At 68.8% G+C, this 26,471-nt stretch carries 23 protein-coding genes; 8 read left to right on the top strand and 15 right to left on the bottom strand.

The annotated features are described in order from the left end of the window. Positions 1 to 138 precede the first annotated feature (138 nt). From NG1_RS02995 to NG1_RS02985, 3 genes are all read left to right on the top strand, one after another. Positions 139 to 564: a DUF4383 domain-containing protein gene (locus tag NG1_RS02995; RefSeq protein WP_245659771.1), complete on the top strand. Its 426-nt coding sequence runs from the start codon at positions 139 to 141 to the stop codon at positions 562 to 564. 291 nt (positions 565 to 855) lie between these two features. Beyond that, positions 856 to 1,278 (top strand): hypothetical protein, encoded by a 423-nt coding sequence (locus tag NG1_RS02990; protein ID WP_245659770.1) that lies wholly within the window; start codon positions 856 to 858, stop codon positions 1,276 to 1,278. Positions 1,279 to 1,612: 334 nt separating this feature from the next. Further along, positions 1,613 to 2,452 carry a patatin-like phospholipase family protein gene (locus NG1_RS02985; RefSeq protein WP_062967692.1) on the top strand — a complete coding sequence of 280 codons (840 nt, stop codon included), beginning with the start codon at positions 1,613 to 1,615 and terminating at the stop codon, positions 2,450 to 2,452. Between the two features lie 37 nt (positions 2,453 to 2,489). On the opposite strand, the gene NG1_RS02980 is transcribed toward NG1_RS02985, so the two are convergent. The 8 genes from NG1_RS02980 to NG1_RS02945 all read right to left on the bottom strand — a co-directional run bounded on the left by NG1_RS02980 (position 2,490) and on the right by NG1_RS02945 (position 13,642). Then, positions 2,490 to 3,926 carry an aldehyde dehydrogenase family protein gene (locus NG1_RS02980; RefSeq protein WP_062967690.1) on the bottom strand — a complete coding sequence of 479 codons (1,437 nt, stop codon included), beginning with the start codon at positions 3,924 to 3,926 and terminating at the stop codon, positions 2,490 to 2,492. A gap of 2 nt (positions 3,927 to 3,928) precedes the next feature. Beyond that, the gene (locus NG1_RS02975; RefSeq protein ID WP_062967688.1) at positions 3,929 to 5,635 is read right to left on the bottom strand and encodes a thiamine pyrophosphate-binding protein; all 1,707 of its coding nucleotides are present in this window, start codon (positions 5,633 to 5,635) and stop codon (positions 3,929 to 3,931) included. After that, positions 5,625 to 6,551 (bottom strand): SDR family NAD(P)-dependent oxidoreductase, encoded by a 927-nt coding sequence (locus NG1_RS02970; RefSeq protein ID WP_062967686.1) that lies wholly within the window; start codon positions 6,549 to 6,551, stop codon positions 5,625 to 5,627. Before NG1_RS02970 ends, NG1_RS02975 begins: the two co-directional genes overlap by 11 nt. Before the next feature lie 45 nt (positions 6,552 to 6,596). Continuing rightward, the gene (locus NG1_RS02965) at positions 6,597 to 8,426 is read right to left on the bottom strand and encodes a flavin-containing monooxygenase (protein ID WP_062967684.1); all 1,830 of its coding nucleotides are present in this window, start codon (positions 8,424 to 8,426) and stop codon (positions 6,597 to 6,599) included. Positions 8,427 to 8,482: 56 nt separating this feature from the next. Then, positions 8,483 to 9,859, bottom strand: coding sequence for an aromatic ring-hydroxylating oxygenase subunit alpha (locus NG1_RS02960; RefSeq protein WP_062967682.1), 1,377 nt, complete (start codon positions 9,857 to 9,859; stop codon positions 8,483 to 8,485). 29 nt (positions 9,860 to 9,888) lie between these two features. Beyond that, positions 9,889 to 10,749: an SDR family NAD(P)-dependent oxidoreductase gene (locus NG1_RS02955; RefSeq protein ID WP_062967680.1), complete on the bottom strand. Its 861-nt coding sequence runs from the start codon at positions 10,747 to 10,749 to the stop codon at positions 9,889 to 9,891. 7 nt (positions 10,750 to 10,756) lie between these two features. Beyond that, a complete protein-coding gene (locus NG1_RS02950; RefSeq protein ID WP_062967678.1) occupies positions 10,757 to 12,367 on the bottom strand; it encodes an SMP-30/gluconolactonase/LRE family protein in 1,611 nt (536 codons plus the stop codon). Between the two features lie 468 nt (positions 12,368 to 12,835). Then, the gene (locus NG1_RS02945; protein WP_062967676.1) at positions 12,836 to 13,642 is read right to left on the bottom strand and encodes a FadR/GntR family transcriptional regulator; all 807 of its coding nucleotides are present in this window, start codon (positions 13,640 to 13,642) and stop codon (positions 12,836 to 12,838) included. A gap of 121 nt (positions 13,643 to 13,763) precedes the next feature. On the opposite strand from NG1_RS02945, the gene NG1_RS02940 reads away from it, so the two are divergent. From NG1_RS02940 to NG1_RS02920, 5 genes are read left to right on the top strand one after another with little or no spacing between them, the layout of a single operon-like run. Further along, a complete protein-coding gene (locus NG1_RS02940; RefSeq protein ID WP_062967674.1) occupies positions 13,764 to 14,933 on the top strand; it encodes an acyl-CoA dehydrogenase family protein in 1,170 nt (389 codons plus the stop codon). A 32-nt stretch (positions 14,934 to 14,965) separates the two neighbouring features. Beyond that, positions 14,966 to 15,907 (top strand): acyl-CoA dehydrogenase family protein, encoded by a 942-nt coding sequence (locus tag NG1_RS02935; RefSeq protein ID WP_062967787.1) that lies wholly within the window; start codon positions 14,966 to 14,968, stop codon positions 15,905 to 15,907. Positions 15,908 to 15,911: 4 nt separating this feature from the next. After that, positions 15,912 to 16,694 (top strand): enoyl-CoA hydratase/isomerase family protein, encoded by a 783-nt coding sequence (locus tag NG1_RS02930; RefSeq protein ID WP_062967672.1) that lies wholly within the window; start codon positions 15,912 to 15,914, stop codon positions 16,692 to 16,694. After that, positions 16,691 to 17,887 carry an acyl-CoA dehydrogenase family protein gene (locus NG1_RS02925; RefSeq protein WP_062967670.1) on the top strand — a complete coding sequence of 399 codons (1,197 nt, stop codon included), beginning with the start codon at positions 16,691 to 16,693 and terminating at the stop codon, positions 17,885 to 17,887. The genes NG1_RS02930 and NG1_RS02925 overlap by 4 nt, the downstream gene beginning before the upstream one ends. Then, positions 17,887 to 19,014 carry an acyl-CoA dehydrogenase family protein gene (locus NG1_RS02920; protein WP_084498660.1) on the top strand — a complete coding sequence of 376 codons (1,128 nt, stop codon included), beginning with the start codon at positions 17,887 to 17,889 and terminating at the stop codon, positions 19,012 to 19,014. The genes NG1_RS02925 and NG1_RS02920 overlap by 1 nt, the downstream gene beginning before the upstream one ends. A 50-nt stretch (positions 19,015 to 19,064) precedes the next feature. Here NG1_RS02920 and bfr read toward each other — a convergent pair whose 3' ends face one another. The 7 genes from bfr to NG1_RS02885 form a co-directional block, all read right to left on the bottom strand. Beyond that, a complete protein-coding gene (gene bfr / locus NG1_RS02915; RefSeq protein ID WP_062967666.1) occupies positions 19,065 to 19,544 on the bottom strand; it encodes a bacterioferritin in 480 nt (159 codons plus the stop codon). A 58-nt stretch (positions 19,545 to 19,602) separates the two neighbouring features. Then, positions 19,603 to 19,794: a (2Fe-2S)-binding protein gene (locus NG1_RS02910; RefSeq protein ID WP_040871767.1), complete on the bottom strand. Its 192-nt coding sequence runs from the start codon at positions 19,792 to 19,794 to the stop codon at positions 19,603 to 19,605. Positions 19,795 to 20,004: 210 nt separating this feature from the next. Continuing rightward, complete coding sequence (locus tag NG1_RS02905) at positions 20,005 to 21,714, bottom strand: class I adenylate-forming enzyme family protein (protein ID WP_062967664.1); 1,710 nt, start codon at positions 21,712 to 21,714, stop codon at positions 20,005 to 20,007. A 28-nt stretch (positions 21,715 to 21,742) separates the two neighbouring features. Next, on the bottom strand, positions 21,743 to 22,936 hold the full coding sequence (locus NG1_RS02900) for a MaoC family dehydratase (protein WP_084498659.1): 1,194 nt from the start codon (positions 22,934 to 22,936) through the stop codon (positions 21,743 to 21,745). A 13-nt stretch (positions 22,937 to 22,949) separates the two neighbouring features. Beyond that, positions 22,950 to 23,933 (bottom strand): acrylyl-CoA reductase (NADPH), encoded by a 984-nt coding sequence (gene acuI, locus NG1_RS02895; protein WP_062967660.1) that lies wholly within the window; start codon positions 23,931 to 23,933, stop codon positions 22,950 to 22,952. 140 nt (positions 23,934 to 24,073) lie between these two features. Further along, positions 24,074 to 24,850 carry an SDR family NAD(P)-dependent oxidoreductase gene (locus NG1_RS02890; protein WP_062967658.1) on the bottom strand — a complete coding sequence of 259 codons (777 nt, stop codon included), beginning with the start codon at positions 24,848 to 24,850 and terminating at the stop codon, positions 24,074 to 24,076. Next, positions 24,847 to 26,385, bottom strand: coding sequence for a class I adenylate-forming enzyme family protein (locus tag NG1_RS02885; protein WP_062967785.1), 1,539 nt, complete (start codon positions 26,383 to 26,385; stop codon positions 24,847 to 24,849). Before NG1_RS02885 ends, NG1_RS02890 begins: the two co-directional genes overlap by 4 nt. Positions 26,386 to 26,471 lie beyond the last annotated feature (86 nt).

Below are 26,471 nucleotides of genomic sequence, written 5' to 3'. Positions count from 1 at the left end.
CCTGTTTGCCCACTCACCGCTGGGGTAGCACGGGGACGAAGGTGCCCACTACCAGCGGAAAGGGTCGGCTCGGCGATGTCTGCTACTTCCCCACCAGGCGCGACAACGGATCGGCGGTCTCCTCTTCAGGTCGCCGCCATGGCCGTAGGAGCGGTATTCCTCCTGGTCGGCATCCTCGGATTCATTCCGGGGATCACCACCGACTACAGCGAACTCGACTGGGCGGGACATCACTCCCAGGCTCAGTTGCTCGGTTTGTTCCGCGTGTCCGTGCTGCACAACGTGGTCCATCTGGCTTTCGGGGCCGCCGGAGTGCTGGCCGCACGCACCGCCGCATCGGCGCGCGCGTACCTCATCGGCGGCGGTGTGGTCTATCTGATCCTGTGGCTGTACGGACTCGTCGTGAACCCCGACAGCGACGCCAACTTCGTGCCGCTCGACACGGCGGACAACTGGCTGCACTTCGCGCTGGGCGCCGGCATGATCGCGCTGGGGGTGATCTCGGCGCGGCGGCCCGTGACCCAAGCGCCCGGAGCGGGCAGGCAGTCCGGGATTCTGGAATAGAGCGCGCCCCGACCCAGCCGATCGAGCCGCCCGCGTCGGGATGACCGAAGGCGGTGGAGCGGGAGGCCTCCGGTAGCAGGAAGTTGGCGCAGGAGCGCTTCGCCGGTGTCTTGCCGCTCGGAGATTGCCGCCGAGCCAATGGATCTCGGCGTCCGTCCACGAGCCCGGCAATGCCGGAGGGGTGGCGATACGCTCGGCGGGAGGCCGTGTCCGGCCCGGGAAAAAGTTGCATTTGTCGCACGCCGCACATGTTGACATCAGCTGCTGTAGACAACATATGATGTCAATACCTTGCTCAGCCCGTTCCTCGATGCGCCGACGCCGCTCGAGCTGTGGGAGTGCAGGCGCTTCGACCACTTCAGCAACGACCGCGCCGAGGGAGTACCGATGAGGGCCAAACCACCCGCGCTGGGATATCTCCGCAAGGACGTCTCGGGTGTGTCCCAGGATTGGGACGAAGCGCAGATGCGGAGTTTGGCCAAGCGGCTGGGTTACGAGCTGTGCAAGACCGTGACCTTCGGCGCCGGTACCGACGCACCGGTCGATCGCCTGGTCGAAGCCGCACGCACCTTCGGTGTCGATGCGGTCATCGCACCGGGGCTGCAGCACTTCGGCAACGCGGTTCCGGCCGAACTCGTCGAGGTGTGCGACCTGATCACGGTCACGCCCCAGCAGACGTACTCCCGCTCGGCGCTGTCGCGCATCTGGGCATAGTTCACCCGGTGGTGAGCGTTCTCAGCCGACGGCCGTGCCTGCGCGGATAGCGATGCGGGTCGCGCTCGCCGTGGTCGCAGATCGGTGGTGTCGATGATCCGGGCTTCCCGGCTATGGCTGGATGGGGCCGCGTCGTCGTAGAGGTGGCCCAGGCGCCAGGGTGAATACGGTATGCCGCTAGCGGACAACGGGACAGGCACCGGATACGTGAATCAGGGTCCCGGTCTCGTCGGGGTCGTCACCGACGCCCACGTGGAGGCCTATCACCGCTGGTAGCGAAGGGCGGCCGATCGAGCGTGGCGATTGTCGCGACCGGGGTGGATAGGCTGGCGGTATGTCGGAAACGGTGTCACCCAACGGACTCTCGGTCGCCCTCGTGCTCGGTGGAGGTGGTCCGGTCGGCCTCGCGTGGTTGGCGGGACTGGCTACCGGGCTGCGCGACAGTGGCATCGATTTGTCCCTGGCGGACCGGTTCGTCGGTACCTCGGCCGGGGCGGTGGTCGGCGCGGTCCTGGCCGACGGCGGTGATCCGGCGCGTTTGCTGCGGCCGCGGTCGACATCGGCGCCGGTGCAGGCGGATCCGGCGCGGATGGCGGAGATATTCGCGGTCCTGCGCGGCCCCGGACAGGATCCCGCCCAGGCGCGCCGCCGGGCGGGTGAACTGGCGCTGGCCGCGCAGGTGGGCGATCCGGACGAGCACATCGCGCGCATGGGTGGGCTGGCCGGTGTGGCGCAGTGGCCCGCGCGGGATCTGGTCGTCACGGCGATCGATATCACCACCGGCGAGTTGCGCGCGTGGACCAGGGACGGCGCGGCGTCGTTGCCCGCCGCGCTGGCGTCGAGCACCGCGGTGCCGGGTGTCTTCCCGCCGATTCCGATCGACGGCCGCCACTACATCGACGGCGGATTGCGCTCACCGGTCAACGCGGACCTGGCCGCGGGCGCGGACGTCGTGGTGATCGTCGAACCCTTGGCGCACATGTTCCCCCGCATCGCCAGCGATCGTGAATTGGGTTCGGCCACAGAGATTTCCATAGTGCCCGACGACCACGCCATCACCGCGTTCGGACTCGACGTGTTCGACCCGGCCGCGCTGACCCCCGCCCATGCGGCCGGTGTGCGCCAGTCCGCCGAGGCGGCGTTGCTACTGAAGGACGTCTGGCCGACCCCCTGACCAGGGGTGTGCCCCGCCGCCCCACATGCGCGCTCCGCTACGACCCGGCTTCTTCCGGTGCGTACCCGAGGATTCCCTTGATCTCCAGGTAGTCGTGAAAGCCGAATTCGCCCCACTCGCGGCCGTTTCCGCTCTTGCGATAGCCGCCGAAGGGGGCGTGGAAGTCGAAGGCGTCGTTGATGGTGATCCAGCCCGACCGGATGCGGCGGGCTACGGAGCGGGCCTGGTCCAGATCGGAGCCCGCGACATTGCCCGCGAGTCCGTACTCGGTGTCGTTGGCGATCTCGACGGCGTGGTCGACGCTGTCGTAGCCGAGGATGGCCAGCACCGGGCCGAAGATCTCCTCGCGGGCTATGGTCATGTCGTTGGTGACGTTCGCGAACACGGTGGGCCGCACGTAGTAGCCCTTGGTGAGTCCGTCGGGGCGGCCGATGCCGCCCACCACCAGCGTGGCTCCCTCGTCGATACCCTTCTGGATGAAGGCCTGGATCTTGTCGAACTGCGAACCGGAGACGACGGGGCCCAGCGCCGCATCCCCGGTGGGGTCGCCCACGCTGAGCTGGGCAGCGGCTCGACGCGCGGTGTCGATGGCCTCGTCCATGCGGGCACGGGGAACCAGCATGCGCGACAGCGCGCTGCAGGTCTGGCCGGAGTTCATCATCATCGGGCCGATCGCGGCGGCGACATTGGTGGTGAAGTCGGCGTCGTCGAGCACGATGTTCGCGCTTTTGCCGCCCAGCTCCTGGGTGACCCGCTTGACGCTGGGCGCGGCATTGCGCGCGATCTCGATGCCCGCACGGGTGGAGCCGGTGAAGGAGATCAGATCCACGTCCGGATGCGCCGACAGCGGCACTCCGACGCTGGGACCGTTGCCTTGCACCAGATTGAAGACGCCGGCGGGAACGCCTGCGGCATCGAGGATCTCGGCGAAGATCTGCCCGGTGAACGGCGACCGTTCCGACGGCTTGAGCACCGTCGTGCAACCCGTGGCGAGGGCGGGGAACACTTTCACGGCGATCAGGCTCATCGGCCAGTTCCAGGGCGTGATGAGGCCGCACACGCCGATGGGCTCCTTGACGACCAGGGTGGCGCCGCGCCGCTGCTCGAAGGCGAAATTCTCCAGGACCTCGATGGCGGTCGACAGGTGCCCGGCCCCGAGATCCACCTGGAATCCGCAGGCCAGCGCGCTCGGTGCGCCCATCTCCTCGGTCAGCGCAGCGGCGAGGTCGCCCGCGCGTTTGCCGTACTCCGCGCCGATGGCGCGCAGCAACGCGATCCGTTCCGGCACCGAGGACGCCGACCAGGCGGGAAACGCCTCGCGGGCGGCCGAGACGGCCCGGTCGACATCCGCGGCCGAGCCGTTGGCGACCATGCCACACACCGCTTCGGTCGCCGGGTTCACGACTTCGAAGGACCGCGCCTCGGCCGGGTCGACCCAGGCGCCGTCGATGTAGAACTGGGAATACTCGCGCATGACTACTGTGTCCCTTCCGCGTACCAGGTGCGGAACTCGTCGTAACTCGGCATCTCCTCGGAGTTCGCCTTCGGATCGACGGCCACGTGGATGACGCCCGGTTTGCCGCTGGCGTACGCCCGTTTGATGGCGGGGGCGATGTCCTGGTCGTGGTCGACGAATTCGCCGTAGCAGCCGAAGCCCTCGGCGACCTTGTCCAGGCGGGTGTCGGTGCTCCAGTGCGTACCGGTCTCCAGCGAGCCGGGCCCGAAAAGCCCCTTGTAGACCCCGACTTCGAGGCCCCACGCGTAGTCCACGGCCACCACGCAGACCAGCGGAAGGTTCAGCCGTGCCGCGGTCTCCAGTTCACCGATGTGGAACAGGAACGACGAGTCGCCGGTGACCAGCATGACCGGCCGCTTCCCGCCCTCGGCCACCGAGGCGCCGATGGCGTAGGGCAGCCCGGTGCCGAGGTGCCCGAAGTTCTGGTTCCAGATCACGTCGTGCGGCTTGGCCTGCGAATAGGTCCAGCCGAAGATCGTGGTGGCGCCACCGTCGCGGACCATGATGCCGTCGGAGGGGAACACTTCGGTCGCCTCGACGACGAGTCGCGCCGGGTGTACCGGCGACCGGCCCGACGGTGCCGTCTCGGACAGTTCGGCGAGCCTGGCGGCGTCCTGCTCGATCCAGCCCGCGAGCTCGGGCGACGGCGTGCGAGGCGTGTCCTTCAGCGCCTCGACCAGCTGCGGGACGATCGCGCGCAGGTCACCGACGAGCGGAACATCGATGGGGCGGTTGACCCCGATGGCCTCGGGATTCTGTTCCACCAGAATCCATTTCCGGTTCGCCTCGTTGGCCACCCAGTGCCGGCCCACCCCGTAGTGGACGGGCTCACCGAGTTCGGTGCCGACGGCCAGGCACAGATCCGATCGCACCACCGCATCGATGGACGACGGCGAGAAGCCGTAAGCGAAGGTGCGGTCCTCGAGTCCCTCGATATACGAGGTACCGCCGGAGGTCTGGATAACCGGGCAAGCCATCAGCTCGGCGAGCGCGCGTACCGAGTCCCCGGCACGCGTGGTGTGCACGCCGTGCCCGACGAGCAGGACCGGCTGTCGCGCCGCGCGGATCAGCCGCGCCGCCTCCTCGATCCGGTCCTGGCCCGCGGTCTGGCCGACGAGCCGATACCGGCTGGGCGGCAGGGGTTCCGGAACGTCGAGTTCCTCTTGGATGATGTGCTTGGGCCACTCGATGTAGACCGGCCCGGGTGTTCCGGTGAGTGCCCGGCGCAAGCCCTCGCGAATGATCTCGTCGGTCTGGTCGGCGTATTCGATGCTGGCGTGGTACTTCACCGACGGTGCGAAGAGTTCGGCCTGCTTGACGAATTGGATCCGCCCGCGCCGCACCCGCTGCTCGGTGATCCGGGCGCGCTGCCCGCCGAGGAAGATCACCGGCGAATTCTCGACCTTCGCGCACATCATCGCCCCTGCCAGATTGGCGACGCCCGGCCCGAGGGTGCCGATGCACACCGCGGCCTTACCGGTCATCCGCGACACCGCCTCGGCCATGAAACCGGCCGATTCCTCGTGATGCGGCGCGACGACATTCCAGCCGCGTTCCTCGGCGAGGTGGAACATGTGCACGAAATTGGGGTCGGGAATACCGAATATCGTGTTGATGCCCTCGGCTTCGAAGAGCTGAAGAATACGTTCGTAGACCTTAACGGGCATGCTGTCCTGCTTCCGTGGCTAGCTCGAAACTCTTCCTGATGTGATCGCTGTGCCCCGAGGGAACGGCAGGCAGAATCCAGGAGCCGGTCGTATCGCGGATCGCGTCGATCTGCTCGCCGATCTCTTCGACCGTCCACGAGGGGCGGTAGACCCCGGGGGTCTCGGCGATGTACGCCCTTGCCACCCGTCCGGCGACCGACACCAGCATCTCGCCGGTGATCGAGCAGGACTCGTGGGCGAGCCAGCCGACGGCCGGCGCCGTCAGTTCCGGTCCCATGGGCGGATAGGACGAGGTGTCGAGTCCGTCGGCCAGTCGTGTCACCGCGGCGGGCACGATGACGTTGCCGAGAATGCCGAATTCGGCTCCCTCCAGGGCGATCACATTCGACAGGCCGATCATGCCCGCCTTCGACATGGCGTAGTTGGCCACGCCCTTGTTCCCGTACAGCCCGCCGATGGACGAGGTCAGCACCACGCGGCCGTAACCCGCCTCGGCCATGACCGGGAACGCGGGCCGGACGACGTGGAACGCGCCGCGCAGGTGCACGTCGAGCACCGCGTCGAAATCCTCGTAGCTCAGTTGCCGCAGCGAACCGTAGCGGACGTTGCCCGCGTTGTGCACGAGGATGTCCAGGCGGCCGTACCGGTCGAGCGCCGTGTCGATGATCGCGCGCCCGCCTTCGGGGGTGGCCACCGACTCGGTACAGACGACAGCGGTGCCGCCCGCTGCTTCGATCTCGGCGACCACCTCCGCGGCCGGGTTCGCCTCCACGCTGTCGCCGCGCACGCTGCTGCCCAGGTCGTTGACCACCACCTCGGCTCCCTTCGAGGCGAGCAGCAGTGCATAGGCGCGGCCCAACCCCCTTCCGGCGCCGGTGATCACGGCTACGCGATTGTCGAATCTGAGTTCTGGCAAGGTGGTCGGTCCTCTCACAGGTGCGTCGTGATGGCGGGGGACTCGTCATTCGCTCAGGACGAGACCCTCCAACCGGCCGTTGTCGCGCCAGTCCCGCAGCAGGTCCTCGAGCACGTAGAAGCCACCCCAGAAGGGATCACCGAGGAACGACCGCCCGTTCGGTTCGCCCTCGCTGTTGTAGTAGCCCGGCGTGCATTCCCGGACGAAGTTGCTGTTGTCGAACGAATTGGCCCGGATGGTCGCGATCCACGCCTCCTCGGCCTCCGCGCTGGGCTCCACCGTGGTGGCCCCCCGGGCCAGGGCTTCGGTGATGATGTAGGCGATGTGATCGGCCTGCTGCTCGAACATCCGCGTGGTGGACGCGGTCACCCCGCCCTGGACGAACCCGGTCGCGAAGTGGTTCGGGAACCCGTGCGACATGATCCCGTGCAGGGTGCGGAATCCCGCGCTCCAGTGCTCGTAGAGCGACCGGCCGCCTCGCCCGGCGAAGGGCTGGATGGCGAGCCTGCGGTCGATGTCGCTGCTGATCTCGAAACCGCTGGCGAAGACGATGCAGTCGACCTCGTATTCGACACCGTGCGCGACGATGCCCTTCGCCGTGATGCGCTCCACCCCTTTGGTGTCCGAGACATCGATGAGCGTGACGTTCGGGCGGTTGAACGCAGGCAGGTAGTTGTCGCTGAAGCCCGGCCGTTTGCACAGGTGCCGGTAGTACGGCTTGAGCGCCTCGGCCGTCGCCTCGTCCGTCACGATCTCCTCGACGCGGCGGCGCACACGCTCCATCGCGCGGTAGTCCTCGGCCTCCTTGAGCTCCATGACCTTCAGCGGATTCGTCGCCAGTTCGGCCCAGCCGCCGGTGGCATCCAGGTGGGCGGCCACGTTGCGGGCGACCTCGGTCCAGCCGTCGCAGATCAGGTCCGGCTCGCCCGGGGAGTAGAACGCGTAGGCGGCGTTGTGGAAGTTGCGCTGCCGCTCCTCCCGCCAGCCCGGCCGCAGCGAGTGCACCCAGTCGGGGTCGGTCGCGGTGTTGCCGCGCTCGAAGATGTAGGACGGCGTCCGCTGGAACACGTACAGGTGTCCGGCGCCTTCGGCCAGATGTGGGATCGTCCCGATACCACTGGCGCCGGTGCCGATGATGGCCACCTTCTTGTCGCCGAGCTTGTCCAGGCCGCCCTTCAGCGTGCCGCCGGTGTACGCGTAGTCCCAGCGCGCGGTGTGGAACGTGTGACCCTGGAACTGCGTGATGCCGGGGATGCCGGGCAGTTTCGGCCGGTTGTACGGACCCTGGCACATCACGATGAACCGGGCGCGGATGTCGTCGCCCCGGTTGGTCGCGATCCGCCACCGTCCGATCTGCTCGTCCCATTCCAGCGATCGGATCAGCGTGTGGAAGATCGCCTTCTCGTACAGGCCGAAGTGCTCGCCGATGCGCTGGGCGTGTTCGTAGCACTCGTCGCCGAAGGAGAACTTCTCTTTCGGCATGTAGCCGGTCTCCTCGAGCAACGGCAGATAGCAGTAGCTGTCCGAGTCGACCTGGATGCCCGGGTAGCGATTCCAGTACCAGACCCCGCCGAAGTCGCCGCCCAATTCGATGATCCGGAAATCGTCCACACCGGCCTGCCGCAACCGGTGCGCGGCGATGAGACCCGCGAAACCGCCACCGAGAATCGCCACCTCGATCTCGTCGGTGATCTCGTCTCGCGGCTCGACCGGCGTGTACGGATCCTCTTCGTAGTAATCCGCGAATTCGCCCTCGGTCAGCAGATATTGCTTCTGTCCCTCGGGCCGCAGGCGCTTGTCGCGTTCGGCGAGATATTTCGCGCGGAGGGCATCCCGATCGACATCGGGCGTAACCGTGGGCTTGCACTCTTGCATTCGGATTCCTGGATCTCTGTCTCGGTCATCGGTGGCGGACCGGCGGGTCCCGCTCGTCAGGTCAGATCGCGTGGCTCGCCGGTACCCATGTACTCGGCGAGGTTGTGGTGCAGATTCACCACGCTGCGTTCGCGATAGGGGTTGGGTTTCGACCCGGAGAAGCCGCGGCTCTTCATGCCCTGCTGGACCGCGGCCATATTGGCGAAGTCCTGCGGTAGGACGGTCCGCCAGCCGGGGTCGCCGACGGGGGTGTACTCCCACTCGGTCAGCGGTTCCCGGCCGGGCGGGAAGAGTTCGAACACAGCGGCTTCGAAGATGCACTTGTCCGGGTCGTAGCCGTAGGGCCGGAACCGGTAGCACAGCATGTTGTTCAGTGCGTGGCCGATCTGGAAGTTGGGGAAGATCTGCCACGCGGTGCCCGCCTTGGCGACGATGTCGGGGTCGACCTTCGGCCAGACCACGCCGCGTGCCTCGTCCTCCGACCGCGCGGTGTCGAGCCAGTAGCGCAGCACTTCGCCGGCCGGGGTGCCCTCGGGCAGTTCGTCGACCAGCCGATTGGCGACGTCGACCAGCGTGCGGGTGGTGTTGGTATTGGCGTTCTCCCAGGTGAAGTTCTGTAGCGTTGCGGTGGAGACGCGCGCGTCCGGACCGCTGCCGACGCGCACCTTGGCCTGGTTCTCCTCCATGCCCTTGGGAGCGTCGTAGCCGATGTTGCTGTGCTTGCCCTGCGCCCGCGACCATCCGAGGAAAGTGCCGAAGTTCATGAACTCCGGGTGGGTGTAGGGCACGTGGTAGGTCTCCATGAACGCCTCGAAGGCGACCTTCCAGTTGCAGTCGAAGGTCAGCCACCGCCGCCAGCGGTAGCGCATGTTCTCCAGTTCGAAGTGTTCGAGCAGACCGGCCGCGGGCTCGAGGTACTCCCGCAGCGGTTCCGCGTCGGGGTCCATGTTGATCCAGATCCAACCGCCCCAGGTGTCGACCCGCACCCGGTTCAGCCCGTCGTTGCGCTCGGTGAGACCGCAGGACCAATCCTCGCGCTCGGCCGCGAAGGTGTTGCGGCCCTCCAGGTCGTAACGCCACCCGTGGAAACCGCACACGAACTGTTTGCGACTGCCGCGGGCGTCGTGCGCGCCATCCGGGGTGTCGATCAGTTTGCGGCCGCGGTGCGCGCACACGTTGTGGTAGGCCCGGATGGTGTCCGGTGCGGTGCGCACGACGATGATCGAATCGTCGAGGATCTCGTAGGTGAGGAAGTCGCCGACCCGGGGAATCTCCTCGACCCGTTCGACCTGCTGCCACACCTTGGCCCAGAGCTTGTCGCCCTCGGCGCGTGCGTATTCCTCCGAGATGTACGCCTCGACGCCGATCGTCATCGGCGTCGACAACGGTTCGGCGGTCGCGGAAGTCGTTGCCCCGTTTGTCGTTTCGCTCATGACATGCTCCTGGTGATAACTCGGGTGCGTCAGCGGGTGATGGATGCGCGGAAGTTTTCGTCCTTGAGGAACAGCGAGGTGTGGTCATCCCCGAGATGGGTCCACCTGAGGTTCAGGCCGCCGTCCACCAGCAGGGTCTGGCCCGTGACGTAGGTCGACAGATCCGACAGCAGGAACAGGATCGGGCCCGCCTGCTCCTCCGGCCGCCCGCGTCTGCCCATGGCGATGGCCCGGCGGTCACGCTGGGGATCGTCGTCGACGTAGGTGCCGGAGGCCGGTGTCTCGGTGACGCCCGGCGCGACGGCGTTCACCCGGATGCCGTCCTGGGCCAGCTCCACCGCCAAGGTCCGGGTTGCCGCGACCAGCGCCGCCTTCGCGGTGCCGTAGGCGATATGGAACGGTGCGGTGTTCATGCCGCTGATCGAGGAGAGCGATACCAGCGAACCGGGCCGGCCTTGTGATTTGAGCTCCGCGGCCACCGCCTGGCTCATGAAGAACATCGTCTCCAGATTCTGGGCGAACAACGCCCGCCAGTCTTCCCTGGTCACCCGGGTGGCGGGCATCCAGGTGCGCACCGCGGCGCCGCCCGCCACATTGACCAGTCCGTGCAACTCGCCGGGCGCCGAGCGGGCGCGCTCGAGCACGGTCGCGACACCCTCCTCGGTGCCGACGTCGGCCGCGACGGACAACACGGAAAGGCCCTCCGCGGCAAGGGGTTCGACATGCTCGGCGAGGTTCTCCTTCGAGCGGCTCACCCCGATCACGGTGGCGCCCGCTCTGGCGATCAGGCGCGTGACGGCGGTGCCGATACCGCCACCGCCCGCGCCTGCGACGATGACGACGCGCCCGGTCAGTCCGAAGAAGTTTTGTGTGAGGCCGTCATCGGTCATGGCCGGGTCATGCCTTCCCGCGCAGTGCCAGCACACTGCCCTCGGCGTCGGCGGAGAGATAGATCGTGCCGTCGGGTCCGGCGGCGAGCCCCGCGAACGGGCCCATGGGTCCGGAGAACGGGGGAGTGCCGCGCAAGGGTTTGGCGACGACGCCGGGCGGCGCGCCGACCGGAAGGTTCGCGGCGAGCGTCTGCCGCGCCTTGGTCTCGAGATCGACGCAGACCAAGGCTTGCGAACCGGCGTCGAGGATCAGTAATTGTCTGCCGCGCACCAGAATTCCCTGCGGCGTCTCCAGTCCGTCCACCACGGTGTCGACTCCGGCGCCGCTGATCGAGACAATCCGCCCGGCTCCGGATTCGGAGATCAGGGGCGTGCCGTCCGGGCCGAACGTGACACCCATCGGGGAGTTCAACCCGGAGGCCAGCACGTCGACCTGGCCGGAGCGGATCGACAGCACACGGCCCGCGCCGAGTTCCGCGGCCACGATCATCCCGTTCCCGGTTGCCGCGACCCCGTAGAGCTGATCGAACCCGTCGGCGACGATCTCGGGTTCCTCGTCCGTGCCCGGGCGGTAGTACGCGATCTGCCCGGTGGAGGTGGCGCACAGGAACTCGCCCGATCCGACGGCGCTGACGCCGCGAACATAGCCGGGGTTGCCCGCGCTGAAAAGGGAGGCGACCGTGTGCAATCTGCCGTCGCGCAACACATAGAAGAAGGTGCCGTCGGCGACGTAGAGATTGCCGTCGTGGCCGACGGTCAGGTCCAGCGGCCACAGCAGGCCGCCTTCCAGGACCGGCCGGGTCCGGCCGCCGGTGAGAATCTCGGTGAGCTCGCCGGAGAAGTTCGAGACGAACAGCCGGTCGCCGACGAAGGTGCAGTTGTCCAATCCAGGATCCAGGCTCGCCAGTACCTGACGGTCCCCGGTGCGTGGGTTGATTCGCAGCACCTCGCCGGTCTGCACCTGGGTGGAGAGGATGAAGCCGGCGGAGTCGAACTTGACCGAGTCGGGCACGCCGAGGTCACCGGCGACTCGTTCGGGCGCACCTCCGTCGGGATCGATCCGCCAGATGTCGTTGGTGCCCATGACCGGGTAGTAGAGGAGACCATCGGGGCCGACCTCCATGGCATTGGGCATCGGCAGGTTGTCTTGTAGGATGCGCGGCGCGCTGCCGTCCAGCGGCAGTTCCATGAGGCGGCCGCCGATCCGGCACTCGTTGACGAACAACCGGCCGTTGTGCACCGTGATGCCGTTGGCGCCCGGCAGATCGTCGCGGATCACGCGGGTGCGGCCGTCGGTACCGCGCACACTGACCCGCGCGTCCATGTACTCGGTGGCGATGAGATTGCCCTCGGGATCGAAGGCCAGGTCGTCGGGGGCGATGATGTCGCTGCCCTTGGCGCTGATGGTCTCGAGGTCGCCGGTGGCGACGTCGAGTGCGCTGATCTGGCTGCCCGCCACCTGGGCGACGTAGATCCGGCCGTCGGCACCCGTCCGCAGGCCGTTCGCACCGAACAGTCGGCTCGGCGGGGTGAGTCGGCGAACGCTCCACCCCTCGGCGAGGGTTATCGGTGTGGTGGTGCTGTAGCGCGCCCCTCGAGTCAAGGCGGGGCCTCCCATGCGATGAGAAAGTCGATATCCACTGACACAGCCCGGCCCGGCGGTCCGGGCGACGGGAATCCGGCATCCACGTGTGGTGGGCCGTGTGTCGTGGGCCACGCTACTTCAATCCTCGTAAGGATAGCAATACTTGATTGGTTGGCTACCTCTGAGTAGGTTCGCCTCAGGGGCTATCGGGCGTCATCGGAGCGTCGCCGCCGAGCGCCTCGCTACGACCATGTCAGGACTGATGGCACTGTGCGTCACGATTTTCCGCTCGAGAGACAGCGCCGGCGGCGGGTTCGGCCGGCGGATGGACGCTGTGTGGCCGGCCGGACAGGGCGCTACCTGGCTATAGCCGGAATTGTGCAACCCAATTTCACACTGTGAAAACGCCATTATCGTACAGCGGGCGGGGTGATGCGCAACCGACTTGCTCTTGCCCGGGCGGAGGCGGGGTGGCGTGCGCGAGACGGCGGCTCGGCGAACTCAGATCTGCGAGCGCAGACCCGACTGGATCGCCAGCCGCGCACCGGCGGACGAAGCGTTCACCACTCCGTCGTCGAACCGCTGCAACACGATTGTCTGGGTGGCGGCGAGGTGGGTGCGGTACAGGCGTTCGGCTTCGGCGGCCCGTCCCTCCGCGATCTCACGGGTGATGCGGCGATGAGTGCGCACGGCTTCGGTCGACTCGGCCTCGGACGGGTATTCCCCGCGCCGGGTCAGCGCCTCCGCCCACGCCTCCTCCTGTGCCGACCACAGGGTGACCAGTGTGCTCACAACGTAGCGAATGGTGAGGTTCGGGGTGAACGAGACGATGAGGTCGTGGAATTCGCGAGCGGTGTGGGTGAAGGCGACGCCGTCGTCGATGAGCTCGGCCGACTTCTCGACGTTCTCCGTGAGCGCGGGGACGACGGTCTCGGCGCGGTCGGGCCGCTCGGCGCAGGCGGCCGCGCACTGCGGTTCCAGCGTGCGCAGGCCCGCGGCGAGGTCGCCGAGGGTGACGCGCGCACCTTGCAGGGCCAGGCCGAGGTGATACGCCGCCGACGTCTCGTCGGGCCGGTGCACTTCGGCGCCGCCCACATTGCCCCGGCGGACGGTGACGAGGCCCTCGGTTTCCAGGATGCGCAGCGCCTCGCGGATCGAGGGGTAGCTCACCCCGAAGTCCTGGACCAGCTGATCCTGGGTGGGAAGCCGAAAGTTCTCGTCGCCGGCCAGGATCCGGGTGCGCAGCTCAGCGGCGACGGTCTCCGCGATACGACGCTGCGGGACCCGGCCGCGTTTGGCGGCCGTCATGCGGTCCACCTCTGGTCGGTCCTCACCGGGCACGCCTTTCCGTCATGGCGGCAGTGTAGTCACCGCGAGATGACCGTACAAATATTGCTATCCTTATGAGGATTGAAGTACTGTGCGCCACATGGACTTCACTATGGGTGAGGCCGCCACCCGCCTCCGGGGTGAACTACGGCGGCTGATTGCCGAGGAGGTCCCTGCTGACTACCTCGGCGCGTTCACCGACGATCCGGCCGATCTGGCTGTCGCTCAGCGTTTCTGCCGGGTACTGGCCGAGCGGGGCCTGCTGTGCGCGGCCTGGCCTGCGGAGTTCGGTGGCCGCGGCGCCTCGGTGTGGGAGCAGACCGTGGTCCGCGAGGAGATGTGGGCGCACCACGAACCTCGGGGGGCGCAGTATATGGGCGTCAACTGGGTGGGCCCGACGATCATGCGGCACGGCACGGCGGAACAGCAGCACACGCACCTGCCGCCGATCGCGCGCGGTGAGACGATCTGGTGCCAGGGCTTCAGCGAACCGGACTCCGGGTCCGACCTGGCCTCCTTGCGGACCACCGCTCGCCGCGACGGCGAGGGCTGGCGTATCTCCGGCCAGAAGATCTGGACCTCCTACGCCACCATGGCGCAGTGGTGTTTCCTGCTCGCGCGCACCGCGACCAGGGCGCGGAAACAGCAAGGGCTCACCGTCTTCCTGGTGCCGATGTCCGATCCGGGGATCGAGGTCCGGCCGATCCGGTCCATGCTCGGCCCGCACCACCTCAACGAGGTCTTCTTCGACGGGGTGCGCGTGACGGAAGCCGACGTGCTCGGTCGGGTCGACGAGGGCTGGTCGGTGGTGCAGGAGGTGCTCGCGTTCGAACGCGTCGGCATCGCCCGCTACGCGCGCTGTGAGCGGCTGTTGCAGGCCGCGCCCGATGTTCTCGGCCCGAGGTGGGAGACGGTTCCGGCCGAATTGCGCGGCCGCTGGGCCCGCATGCTCACCCGGGCGCGGCGGGCGCGGCTGCTGGCGTATCAGGTGGTCGCGATGCAGAGCGCCGGGCGGGTCGCACCGGGTGACGCCGCGGCCTATCGCATCGCGGTGACCCGGCTCGATCAGGAAAGCGCGAGTGTTCTGGCCGAACTCGCCGCGTTCGCGGGCTCGGAAGACGAGCGCGGGCACCGGTTCCGGCGCGCGGTGGACGACCATTGGCGATACGCGAATGCCGCCACGGTCGCCTCCGGCAGTATCGAGATGCAGAAGATCCTGCTGGCGCGCTCGTTGCTGAGCGGTCCGCGCCGGACGGGGGAGGCCGCATGACCGCCGCGTCGTTCCCGCCGGGCGGGCGGGCGATGACCATCGAACTATGCGCCGAGGCAACGGAATACGGTAGAGAAGCCGTGCGCGCGTTGCGCGCGGCAGGCGGCGACGAGCTGGTGCGGTGGGCCGAGCGCGAGCCCGCGCGCCGCGCGCTCGTCGCGCCGGTGCTCGGCGAACTCGGCGCGTGGGAGCTGGAGCCGCGGCGCGACCCGGTCGAACTGGAAGCCGCCGCGGCGCTGTGCCGCAGCGCCGGTTACTGGGCCACGCCCTATCCGGTCGCGGAGCGGCTGGCCCGCCCCGTCGACTCGGACGTCGACGGGCTGGTGGTGGTGTCGGATGACGAGCCCGCCGCAGCGGTCGCGCATCTCGACCTGCGGTGGGCGGCGGCGACCTTGGACGGTTCCCGGGGCTCGGTGGTGGTGCGACCACCCCGTGCGTCCGCGCGTGAGTCGGCGTTCGTGACGGCGCTGGAGGTGTCGCCGGTGGACACCGGCGGCGGCGCCGACCTGGCGTTGGCGCTGGTGCTGCCGTGCTGGACCCTGCTCGGCATGCTCGACCGTGCCCTCGAACTCACCCGTGCCCACGTGCTGGTCCGGGAGCAGTTCGGCAAACCGCTGGCCGAATTCCAGTCGGTGCAGTTCCAGTTGACCGACGCCGAGGTGGAACGGCGCGGCGTGGACATGCTCGCCCGCTACGCGTTGTGGAGCATTCGAGCCGAGCGCGGCGATGCGCTGATCGACGCGTTGGCTCTGCGTTCCGCGACCCTCGAGGCGGCCGAGGCCGTGTTCCGCGTCGCCCACCAATTGCACGGCGCCCTCGGCTTCTGCGACGAGTCGCCGCTGTCCTGGCTGTCGCGTTACAGCCTGCCGTTGCGCCGACTTCCGCTCGGCTCGGTCGCCACCGAGGAACTGCTGGCCCGGTTGGCCGGCCGCCGCGGTCTGACCGGTTTGTTCTCCGATCCGGGGGAAGGGTGACGCCATGCGCTACGACCTGCCCGATGTGCTGACCGTGGACGCCGAAGGGCCCGTCCGTATCGTCGTCATCGACCGCCCCGACGAGCTCAACGCGGTGAACGCCGAGATGCACCGAGCGCTGGCCGGGGTGTGGCGGCAGCTGGCCGCGGACCAGGAGGCCGCAGTCGTGATCCTCACCGGTTCCGGCCGGGCCTTCAGCGCGGGTGGCGATCTGGACTGGATCAGCTCCTTCTCGGACGACCCGGTCGCGCGGGACGAGAGCATTCGCGAAGGCGCCCAGATCATCGAGGAGATGCTGCGCTTCCCGCTGCCGGTGATCGCCGCGGTGAACGGCGCGGCGATGGGGCTCGGCGCCAGCCTGGCGGTGCTGTGCGACGTCGTGCTGATGTCGGATCGCGCCTACCTGGCCGACCCGCACGTGGCGGTCGGGCTGGTCGCCGGGGACGGCGGCGCCGCGTTCTGGCCGCTGCTCACCCCGATCCTGCGGACGCGGGAATTCCTGTACACCGGCGACCGGATCGATGCCGCCACCGCCGTCGAGGTCGGACTGGCGTCGCGGGTCGTCGCCGCGGACGAATTGCTCGACGAGGCCAGGAAACTGGCCGTCCGGTTGGCCGCCCTGCCGCCGGAGGCGCTGCGCAGCACGAAACGGGTGGTGAACATGTACCTGTCCCAGGCGCTCGCTGGTCCGATGCAAGCCGGTTTCGCCGCCGAGGTGGTCACCATGCGGTCACCGGAGCACCGGGACCGGCTGCTGGCGTTGCGACAGCGGGCGCGGGCACGGTGACCGGGCACGACCTCGACGGGTTCCGCGGCGAGGTCCGGGACTGGTGCCGCGCGCACGTGCCTGCCGATTGGCGGCGGTCGCAGACCGGCCCCACGGACGCGGAATTCGTCCGTTTCCAGCATGAGTGGTTCCAGCGGCTCCGCCGTGCGGGATACGCGGTGCCGCATTGGCCGCGCGAATACGGCGGCGGTATGTCCCTCCCGGAACAGATCGTGCTGTATCAGGAACTCGCCGCCCACGACGCGCCGCGACTGGTGCTGGCCTTCGTGGCTGTTCATCACGCGGCCGCGACGTTGCTGGCGGCGGGGACCGAGGAGCAGCGGCGGCGGCATCTCCCCGCGATCCTGGACGGCGAGATCTGGGTACAGGGCTTCTCCGAACCCGGCGCCGGATCCGATCTGGCGGCATTGCGGACCAGCGCCCGTCGAGACGGTGACGGCTATGTCGTGACCGGGCAGAAAGTGTGGGCCAGCGGTGCGCAATACGCGGACTGGTGCCTGCTGCTGGCCCGTACCGACCCGGGCGCCCCGAAGCGGCGCGGGATCTCCTACTTCCTGCTGGACATGCGCAGCCCCGGCATCCAGGTGCGCCCGATCCGGCAGGCCACCGGGGAATCGCACTTCTGCGAGATCTTCCTGGACGAGGTGCGGATCCCGGCGGACGGGCTGGTCGGCGCGGAACACGCGGGTTGGCAGGTGGCGCAGCAGACGCTCGGCGCCGAGCGTGGCCTGACCATGCTGGAGCTGGCCGAACGGCTCGGCAACGCCGGATTCCGATGGCTCGTCGAAGCGTGCGAGCGAGCCGATCCCGGTGGGCGGCGCGCGGTCGACGACGCGGTGGTGGCCGATCGGCTGGCCGCGCTGGAGATCGAGATCTTCGGATTGCGCGCATTGTGCCGTGACCTGGTGGAGCGGCACGAGGCGGGCGTCGCGGGCCCGGCCGACGCTTCGGTGGTGAAGCTGTACTACAGCGAATTGTTGCAGCGGATGACGGATTTCGGCACGGAGGTCGGGGGACTGGCCGCGCACACGATACTGCGCAAACCGATGTCCAGCGGCTGGGAGTCGGGCGCATGGGTGCTCGACTTCGTCGGCTCCTGGGAGTGGACGATTCCGGGTGGGACCAGCGAGATCCAGCGCACCATCATCGCGGAGCGCGGCCTGGGCCTGCCCCGGGAACCGACGGGAACATGATGAGCGACGAATTCGCCGAGATCCACGACGATCTGCGCGCGGTGGCGCGCGACCTGCTCGGCGAAGCCGATTCCGAGTCGGCGGCCGACTGGTCGCTGATCGCTCGATCGGGGTGGCTCGGTCTGGAGGCGCCCGACGAATTCGACGGTGCCGGAGCAACGTTCGCCGAGGTCGCCGTGGTGCTCCGAGAAGTGGGCCGAGCGGTCGCCCGTGGCGCCTACCCGTCGGTGGCGGTGCTCGCCGTCGGCGCGCTCGCCTTGCTGGAGCGGAATCCGCAACGGGACGAACTGTTCCGCGGCACCGTCGCCGGTGCGGTGGTCCCGGTTCTCGCGCTCGCGGGGGAGCAGCGGGCCGGCACCGCCTCGTCAGGTGCGGTCTCCGCGCGCGCCGATCGCGCGCCGGTCGAATCGCCGTTCCGGCTCGTGACCGGTACCGGCGGCCTGCGTCTGCACGGTTGCGCCGACTTCGTGCTCGACGCGCCCGGGGCGGACCGGCTGCTCGTTCCTGCCCGCGATCCCGGCGGCGAGATCGTGCTCGCGGCAGTCGAATCCGGTGCGCCAGGGGCGGTCGTCACCACGCGACCGGTGGTCGACGCGACCCGCAGCCTCGGGCGCGTCACCGCCGACGACGTCGCGGTGGCGCCGGTGGCGGTGTGGCGATTCCGTGGCGACGGAGAGCGCGCCCTGCGGCGGTTGTACGACCGGGCGGCGGTCGCGATGGCCTGCGACAGCCTCGGGCTGAGCGAGGCCATGCTCGAGGCCACCGTCGGCTATGCCGGGGTGCGCGAGCAGTTCGGCCGTCCGATCGGTTCCTTCCAGGCCGTCAAACACGCCTGTGCGGACATCCTGGTGCAGGTCACGGTGGCCCGTCAGGTGGTAGCGGCTGCGGTCCGGGCCGAGGCGACGTCGGCGCCGGACGCGGGCGACGTGGCATCGATGGCCAAGGCGTTGAGCACCGAGACGGCGGTGCGGGTGGCGGGGAAGGCCATGCAACTGCACGGCGGCATGGGCTACACCTGGGAAAGCGGGATCCACGCGTACCTGAAGCGGGCCACGCTCGATCGTTCCCTCTTCGGTACGCCCGCCGAGCATCGGAAACGACTGGCCCGGCGGTACGCCTCGGCGTAGTGCCGGGGCGTTTCGCCGGGCAGCCGTTCGCAGGCGCCCCGGAAACCGGGTCAGTCCTCCGGGGTCTCGGTGAAGCGCTGGAGGTACAGCGGCTCGCCCAGCTTCTCCACCAGGTCGAGTTCGGTCTCTAAATAGTCGACGTGCTGCTCTTCGTCTTCGAGGATGTGCTCGAAGATGCGAGCCGAGGTCACGTCGCCGCGTGACCGCATCAACTCGATGCCCCGGCGAAGCCGTTCGACCGCTTCCAGCTCGATCTGCAGGTCGGCCCGCAATTGCTCCGGCACGCTCTGCCCGATGCGCAACGGATTGAGCTTCTGGTAGTTCGGCAGGCCGTCCAGGAAGAGGATCCGGTCGGTGAGGAGTTCGGCATGCTTCATCTCATCGATGGACTCGTGCCGAGTGTGCCGCGCCAGCTTGGTAAAGCCCCAGTTCTCCTGCATCTTGGCGTGCAGGAAGTACTGGTTGATCGCCGTGAGTTCGGCCGTCAGTTGCTCGTTGAGCAACGCCACGATGTCCTTGTCGCCGTCCATAGCTGCGATCGTGGCACAGATTGTGCGCAGCGGCAGGCAGACCGCCTGGTGTGTCGGCTCAGGCGGCCGAGGGTTGCGCTTCGGTCGTCGCGCGGGCGCGGCCGATGACCTCGGCCAATCGCGCCGTGCAACTGCCGCAGCCGGGCTTCCAGCCGCAGGCGTTCTTCACTTGGCGGACACTGTCGGCCCCGGCCGCGACGCAGGTGTGCACGTCACCTTCGGACAGCGCGTTACAGATGCACACGTACATGAAGCCTCACAGCCAGGGTCACCGTTCCAATGAGGTTAGCCTCGACTAACGAGGTAAGCCTCCCCTAATGTATAGCATCCGGGACCGGCCGTGTGAAGCCCGGTGGGTGCGGTGCCGCCGTGTCAGGTGTCGCCCGGCGGAGCGACCTCGGGACCGTCGGCGCGGGGTTGGACGCGCTGGACGGGAGAAGCGTCGGCAGGGCCCGTGGCGCTAGCTGTCGGCCAGCCGTTTCACCGCGAGCTGCCGCAGGTCACTGGACTTGATCTTCGCACTGCCGGTGAGCGCGATGTCCTCCTCGGCGAACAACAGCACCTGTCGGGGCACCTTGTAGCTGGCCAGCCGCTCCCGCAGGAACGCGCGGACCGCGGCGGCGTCCACGGTCGCGTCCGCGTGCGGCACCACACACGCCACCACGACCTCGCCGAGCGTCTCGTGCGGGACGCCGACGGTGCGCGCGACCTTGACACCCGGGAAGCCGGCCAACGCCTCGTCGACCTCCAGCGGGGAGACATTCGCGCCGCCGGTCTTGATGATGTCGGTCAACCGCCCCTCCCAGTACAGCCGGTCCGCGTCATCGAGGTAGCCGCCGTCGCCGGTGTGGAAGTAACCGTCGACGTCGAGCGTCTCGTCCAATGCGGTGCCGAGATAGCCGAGCATGAGCGTCGGCCCTTTGACGCAGATCTCGCCGCGCTCGCCGCGCGCCGCGACCGCGCCGGTGAGCGGGTCGACGATCTTGACGGTGTTGCCGGGCAACGGCTTGCCGCTGCTGCCCGCGATCTCGTCCTCGGCTGTATCGGCCGGAAAACAGGTGGTGATGGTGAAGGTTTCGGTGTTGCCGTAGGCGTGCCCGGGCTCGGTCCAGGTGGTCGACACGCGAGGGTGCCGCGCCGCGGGCGTCTTCACGTCCACGAATCGCAGGCTGCTCAGGTCGGTCGTCGACCAGTTGGGCGCGCCTTCCAGTTGCGCCCACTGGTGCGGCCACGCCACCGGGAAGTTCACTCGCTCGGCCCGCATCAACTCCAGCGCCTCGTCGGCGTCGAAGGTCGATTGCAGCACCAGGCTGCCGCCCGCTGCCAGGGTGGCGCCGAGCGCTTGGCCGAAGTTGCCGGACCAGAAGAAACCGTTGGCGGTCCAGCAGCGCACGTGGTCGTCCGGGCCGAACCCGAACATGCGCCGGAACCGCCACATCTGGATGGCGACGCCGCGGTGCGCGCTGCGGATGCCTTTCGGCTTGCTGGTGGTTCCCGACGAGAAGAACAGCACAGCGGTATCCGCGGGCCGCACCGTGGCGGCCGTCGCCTCGATCAGTTCCTGTGCTTCGGAATGCCCGCGAGCCAGGAACGTGTGCCAGGAGTCGATCGCCGCATCGGGCACCGGTTCGCCGACCATCGCGAGATGACGTAGGAACGGATAGTCCGTCGAGCGCAGAGCGCCCGGCGCGGCGGTGCCGACGGCGGGTTCCAGTCCGGTCAGCACGTCGGCGAAATCCTTGTTCGCCACCGACCTTTCGAACAGCAGCACCGACACACCGGACAGCCTTAGCAGATGGTCGAGTTCCGCGGGGCTGGAAAAGGTGCTGAGGGCGACGGCCACCCCGCCGGCCAGCGACACGCCGAACACGGCCGAGAGCCACTCCGGCCGGTTCGTCATCAGCACGCCGACCCGGCTGTCCTTGCCGATCCCGCAGGCGCGCAGAGCGCGCGCCACTTCGGTGGCGCGCTCCCACAACTCGGCATAGCTCCAGCGGACGACGCCGGTGCCGGTGTGCGCGACGAGCGCCTCGCGGTCGCCGTACCCGCGGGTGACTTCGCGCAGGAAGCCGGGCAGGGTGAGCGGTCCGAGACCCGGCTCTTCGGACAGCGGCGGCCCGGAGGCGATCGCCACGGCAGGCGCGAGGACGTCGTTTGTGTCGGTGGGCATCGCCTCTCCCGTTTCTCTCCGGTGGCCGTCAATAGGGAAGCTCGACCTCGGCCGTGCAGTCCACCAGCACGCCGAAATCCTGATTGGTCAGCCGCAGTTTCACCTGCACCAGCGGTACGCCCCAGACCGAATCCGCTTCCTTGCCGATGATCTCGGCGTCGAAGTAGGTCACGTCGCCTTCGAAAGCGGGCAGGCGGAAGTCCGCCTTGCTGTGGCGGAGGATGCCGTCGTGCCCGGCCCAGTAGGAGAGGTAGTCGGTGCACCAGGCGCCCATGGTGGCGCCGTAGCCGTAGGCCCGCGCCATCCCGACCTCGCCCGCCTTGTCGGCGTCGATGTGCCCGCGGGAGGGGCCGACGTACAGGCCGTCGCGCTTGCGCGGGTCGATGCGCGCGCCCTCTTCGTCGAAGGCGAACCCTTCGGTCCAGCCCGGATCCTGGTTGACCCAGGGGTCGTCGATGTCCGCCGGCGCGGTCCAGTGGAATGTGCCCCAGATGTTGAACAAGAAGGCGCGGTACTCGGTGGTGAAGCTGGCGATGGTGTGCGGGCCGATCACCCTGCGCGGCAGCCGGTCCCCGATCTTCACTTCGTCGAAGTGCGGCGAGACCCCGGCGCGGTTGGTCAGGATCCACTCGTGCCGCAGCGACTCGATCTCGGCCAGTTCGGCGGCGGTCCAGCTCCGCACCGCGCCGAGCTGGTTGTCGTACATGCCCCGCTTGTTGGCCTCCGCCGCCAGATAGCGGATGGCGGTGGACCTTTCGCGGGCGACCAGAACGCCGTGCTGATTGCGGTGGACGGTGTCGCCGCGGGAGAACATCGTCGGCCCGGCGAACTTCGTCTCCACCACCTTGTAGTCGTGGAATCGCCGGTCCTGGAACAGGGTGTCGCCGGGGCGCACCGGGCAGCCGTAGAACCACCATTCCTCGCCGCCGAAGATCAGGTGGCTGCCGGGGATGTGGCCGACGCAGGCGGGCTGTGCGCCGTGCCCGTAATCCAATGCGACCGCGATGGATTGGGGCGCCACGATTCCGCCGTATCGCGATTCGCGAGCGAATTCCTGGTCCCAATGCAGCGGATTCGGATAATCCATCGCCATCACCCAGCGGCGGATGTCGGAGGAACTGCACGGGTCCCACAGTTGGCCGCCGCCCACCGGCTTGCCGACCCGGTGGTCGACGTCGGACAGATCGAGTTCCACAGTCGATTTCATCGATTTCCTGGTCACGGGATGCTCCTGATCAACGATTGACGTCGACGACGATCCGGCCGCGCACGGCGCCGTCGATGAGCCGGCCGGCCGCGGTGGCGGCTTCGCCGAGGGGGATCTCTTGGGCGATGCTGTCCAAGGCGGCCGGGTCCAGGTCACGGGCGAGCCGCGCCCAGGCGTCGAGGCGCCGCTGCTTGGGCGCCATCACGCTGTCGATGCCGAACAACGTGACCCCGCGCAGGATGAACGGGGCGACCGTCGCGGGGAAGTCCATCCCCTGGGCCAGGCCGCAGGCGGCCACCGCGCCGCCGTACCGGGTCTGGGCGCACACATTGGCCAGCGTGTGACTGCCGACGGTGTCGACCACACCTGCCCAGCGCTCCTTCTGTAGCGGCTTGCCGCGCTCGGCCAGTTCGGCGCGATCCACCACGGTGCCCGCGCCCAGTTGCTGGAGGTAGGCGGTCTCGGCGGTCTTGCCGGTGGCGGCCGCGACGGTGAACCCGGCTCTGCTCAGCAGCGCGATCGCGATGCTGCCCACGCCGCCGGTCGCGCCGGTCACCAGGATCTCGCCTCGGTCGGGCCGAACGCCGTGGCGCAGCAGCGCTTCGACGCACAGGCTCGCGGTGTATCCGGCGGTGCCGATCGCCATCGCTTGTCGCGCGGTGAACTCGGCTGGGCGGGGCACCAGCCAGTCGCCGTTCACGCGGGCCCGCTCGGCGAGGCCGCCCCAGTGCGATTCTCCGACGCCCCAGCCGTTGAGGATCACGTCGTCGCCCACCGACCAATCCGCGTGGCTGCTCTCGGTGACGACGCCGGCGAAGTCGATGCCGGGCACCATCGGGAACGCGCGCACGACGGGAGATTTTCCGGTGATCGCCAGGGCGTCTTTGTAATTGAGGGTGGAGTAGGCGACCTCGACGGTGACATTCCCCTCGGGCAGCGTCGCTTCGTCCACGTTCGTCAGCGTGACCTTCGGTCCCGCCTCGCCCTTCTCGATCAGAACTGCGGCAAACATGCGGAAGAATTCCCTTCCTAGAACGGGTGGGCCATCTGAGCGTATAGACGTTTTCGATTTGGAGAATTAGATTCTCGTACGCGTTGTCATGCTTTCACCGTGAGATTCGGGTGTCAACGTGGAATCACCGCGCCGTTCGCTCACCGAGCGGTCCAGCCGCCGTCGACGACGACGGTCTGGCCGGTGACGTACCGGGCGGCGTCACCGGCCAGCCAGACGACGGCTCCGACGATGTCCTCGGCCTCCGCCTCGGTCGGCAGGGGAGTGTTGCGGCGCAGGTAAGCGGCGCCGCGCTCGTCGTCATAGAGGGTGTCGGTGATCTCGCTGCGGAAGAAGCCGGGCGCGACGGTGTTCACCCGGATCGAATACCGCGCCCATTGCACGGCGAGTTCGGCGGTGAGTCCGGACAGCCCCGCCTTGCTCGCGGCGTAGGACGCCTGCGGGATGCCGGGCACGCCGACCCGGCCGCTGATGGAGGAGACGTTGACGATCGAGCCGCGACCCACCGCGCGCATGTGCGGGAACACCGCTCGAGCGAGCAGGAACGGCGCCACCAGGTTGAGTTCCAGGGTCCGGTACACGGCGTCGAGCGGCTCGGATTCGGCGCGCTCGGTGGTGAACCGGTTCCCCGCCGCGTTGACCAGGATCTCCGGCGGCCCCAAGCCGTCGGCCACCGCGGTGACCACGGCGCCGATGCCCTGCGGCCGGCTCAGATCGCACACCACGGGGAGCCCGTCGATGCGCCCGGCGAGCTCGGTCAGCCGGTCGGCGCGCCGGGCCGCGACCGCGACGCGGGCCCCGAGCGAGGCCAGCGTTTCCGCGACCGCGGCGCCGAGCCCGGAGGACGCTCCGGTCACGATCGCCACCCGGCCGTCGAGGTCGAACAGGCGCGGGGCGCGCGCGGACCGGGCGGTCACGGCCGCTCCCGCGTCGTGTGCCGCGCGGCGGTCGCCAGTTCGGTGAGCCGTGTTCGCTCGATCTTGCCCATGGCGTTCACCGGCAGTGCGTCCACCCGTGCCCAGAACTCCGGCACCTTGTATCCGGCCAGCTCGCGTCGGCATAATCGCGCCAGGGCGTCGAGATCCACCGCGGGATCGGCGCTTTCGATCACCGCCGCGACCCTCTGGCCGAGCCGCTCGTCCGGCACCGGGCACACCGCCACCTTGGCCACGCCGGGGTGCGTCGCGATGACCCGCTCCACCTCCTGCGGGTAGACGTTCGCTCCGCCCCGGATGATGACCATCTTCTTGCGGTCCAGGATCGACAGCCTGCCTTCGGCGTTCACGGTGCCGACGTCGCCGGTGGGGATCGGTCCGGGTCGCGGCGGTCGCACGCCCTCGCGCTCCCGGTAGCCCAGCATCGGCGTCCACCATCGGGCCCACGGGCCGTCGGTGGCCGCCTTCAGCCGCAGCTCGCCGAGCGAACCGGGCGGTAGCCTGCGGCCATCGTCGTCGTAGGCGGCGACGTCGTACTGTGGCAGCACCCGGCCGCTGGTACCCGGGAACCATTCGTCGCCGGGTGGGTCGATCGAGACCACAGTCGGCGCCTCGGTGAGGCCGTAGGTGGCGCGGGGCACCGGCCCGTGCGCGTCGGCGAAGGCCGCGCGAACCGAGTCGGGCGTATCGCTGCCGCCGCTCCAGACTTCGCGCAACGAGCCGAGATCGAGCCCCGGCCTGCGCGCGAGGTCGTAGAGCTGCGCGGGTGCGCCGTTCCAGACCGTGACGCGATGCTCGGCGATCCATTCGGCGACCCCGTCGGCATCGCGGCGGTCCATGACGACCGAGCAGCCGCGGGCCTGCGCGGTGAGCAGGGTGGAAAGAACCATCAGATTGAGGATCGTCAGCGGGAAGCTGTCGCCCTTGCGCAGATCGGGCCCCCAGCCTCGAGTGGCCGTCAGCACGGCGCCGGGCAGCAGGAGGTTGCGCTGGCTGTGCACCACGGCCTTCGGCTGTCCGGAGGTGCCGCTGGTGAAGGCGATTGCGGCCGGGGCATCGATGTCGTGCTCCACCCGTGGCGCGGGTGCCGCGCGATCCAGCAGTGTCGCCCAATGATCGGGGTCGACCGTACCGGGCGAGTCCACCCGGCAGCGGGATCCGGCGAGTACGACTGCCGGTTCGCACAGGTCGTGCAGGTGCTGCTGTTCGGTCGCGGTCAGCGCCTCGCCGATGCCCGCCCACACCGCACCGATGCGTTGCGCGCCGTGGAAGGCGGCGACGATGTCCAGATCGTTGGGGAGGCAGGCCGCGACGCGATCGCCGGGGCGCACGCCGAGCGCCCAGAGGGCACCGGCAGCGCGGTGGGCGTGATCGTCGAGTTCGACGTAGGTCCACGCACCGGAAACGGCCTCCACCGACGTGGCGTCGGGGTGGGAGCCGAGCGCGGCGTCCAGTACCTCGGCGATCGGGCGGAGGGCATGCCGAGGGGGTGGGGCGTCAGCGTTGAAATCGTCCACAGCATCCTTGATATCACTATCCTTGCAAAGATTCATCAGATAGGCTCACGGCCGCTGGTCGGATGGTGATCCGGCGGCGGTGGAGG

The sequence above is a fragment of the Nocardia gamkensis NBRC 108242 genome (genome assembly GCF_001612985.1).
Taxonomy (GTDB): Bacteria; Actinomycetota; Actinomycetes; order Mycobacteriales; family Mycobacteriaceae; genus Nocardia; species Nocardia gamkensis.
The sequence above is the reverse complement of the archived record's forward strand: the minus strand, read 5'-3'. Positions and strand labels throughout refer to the sequence as shown.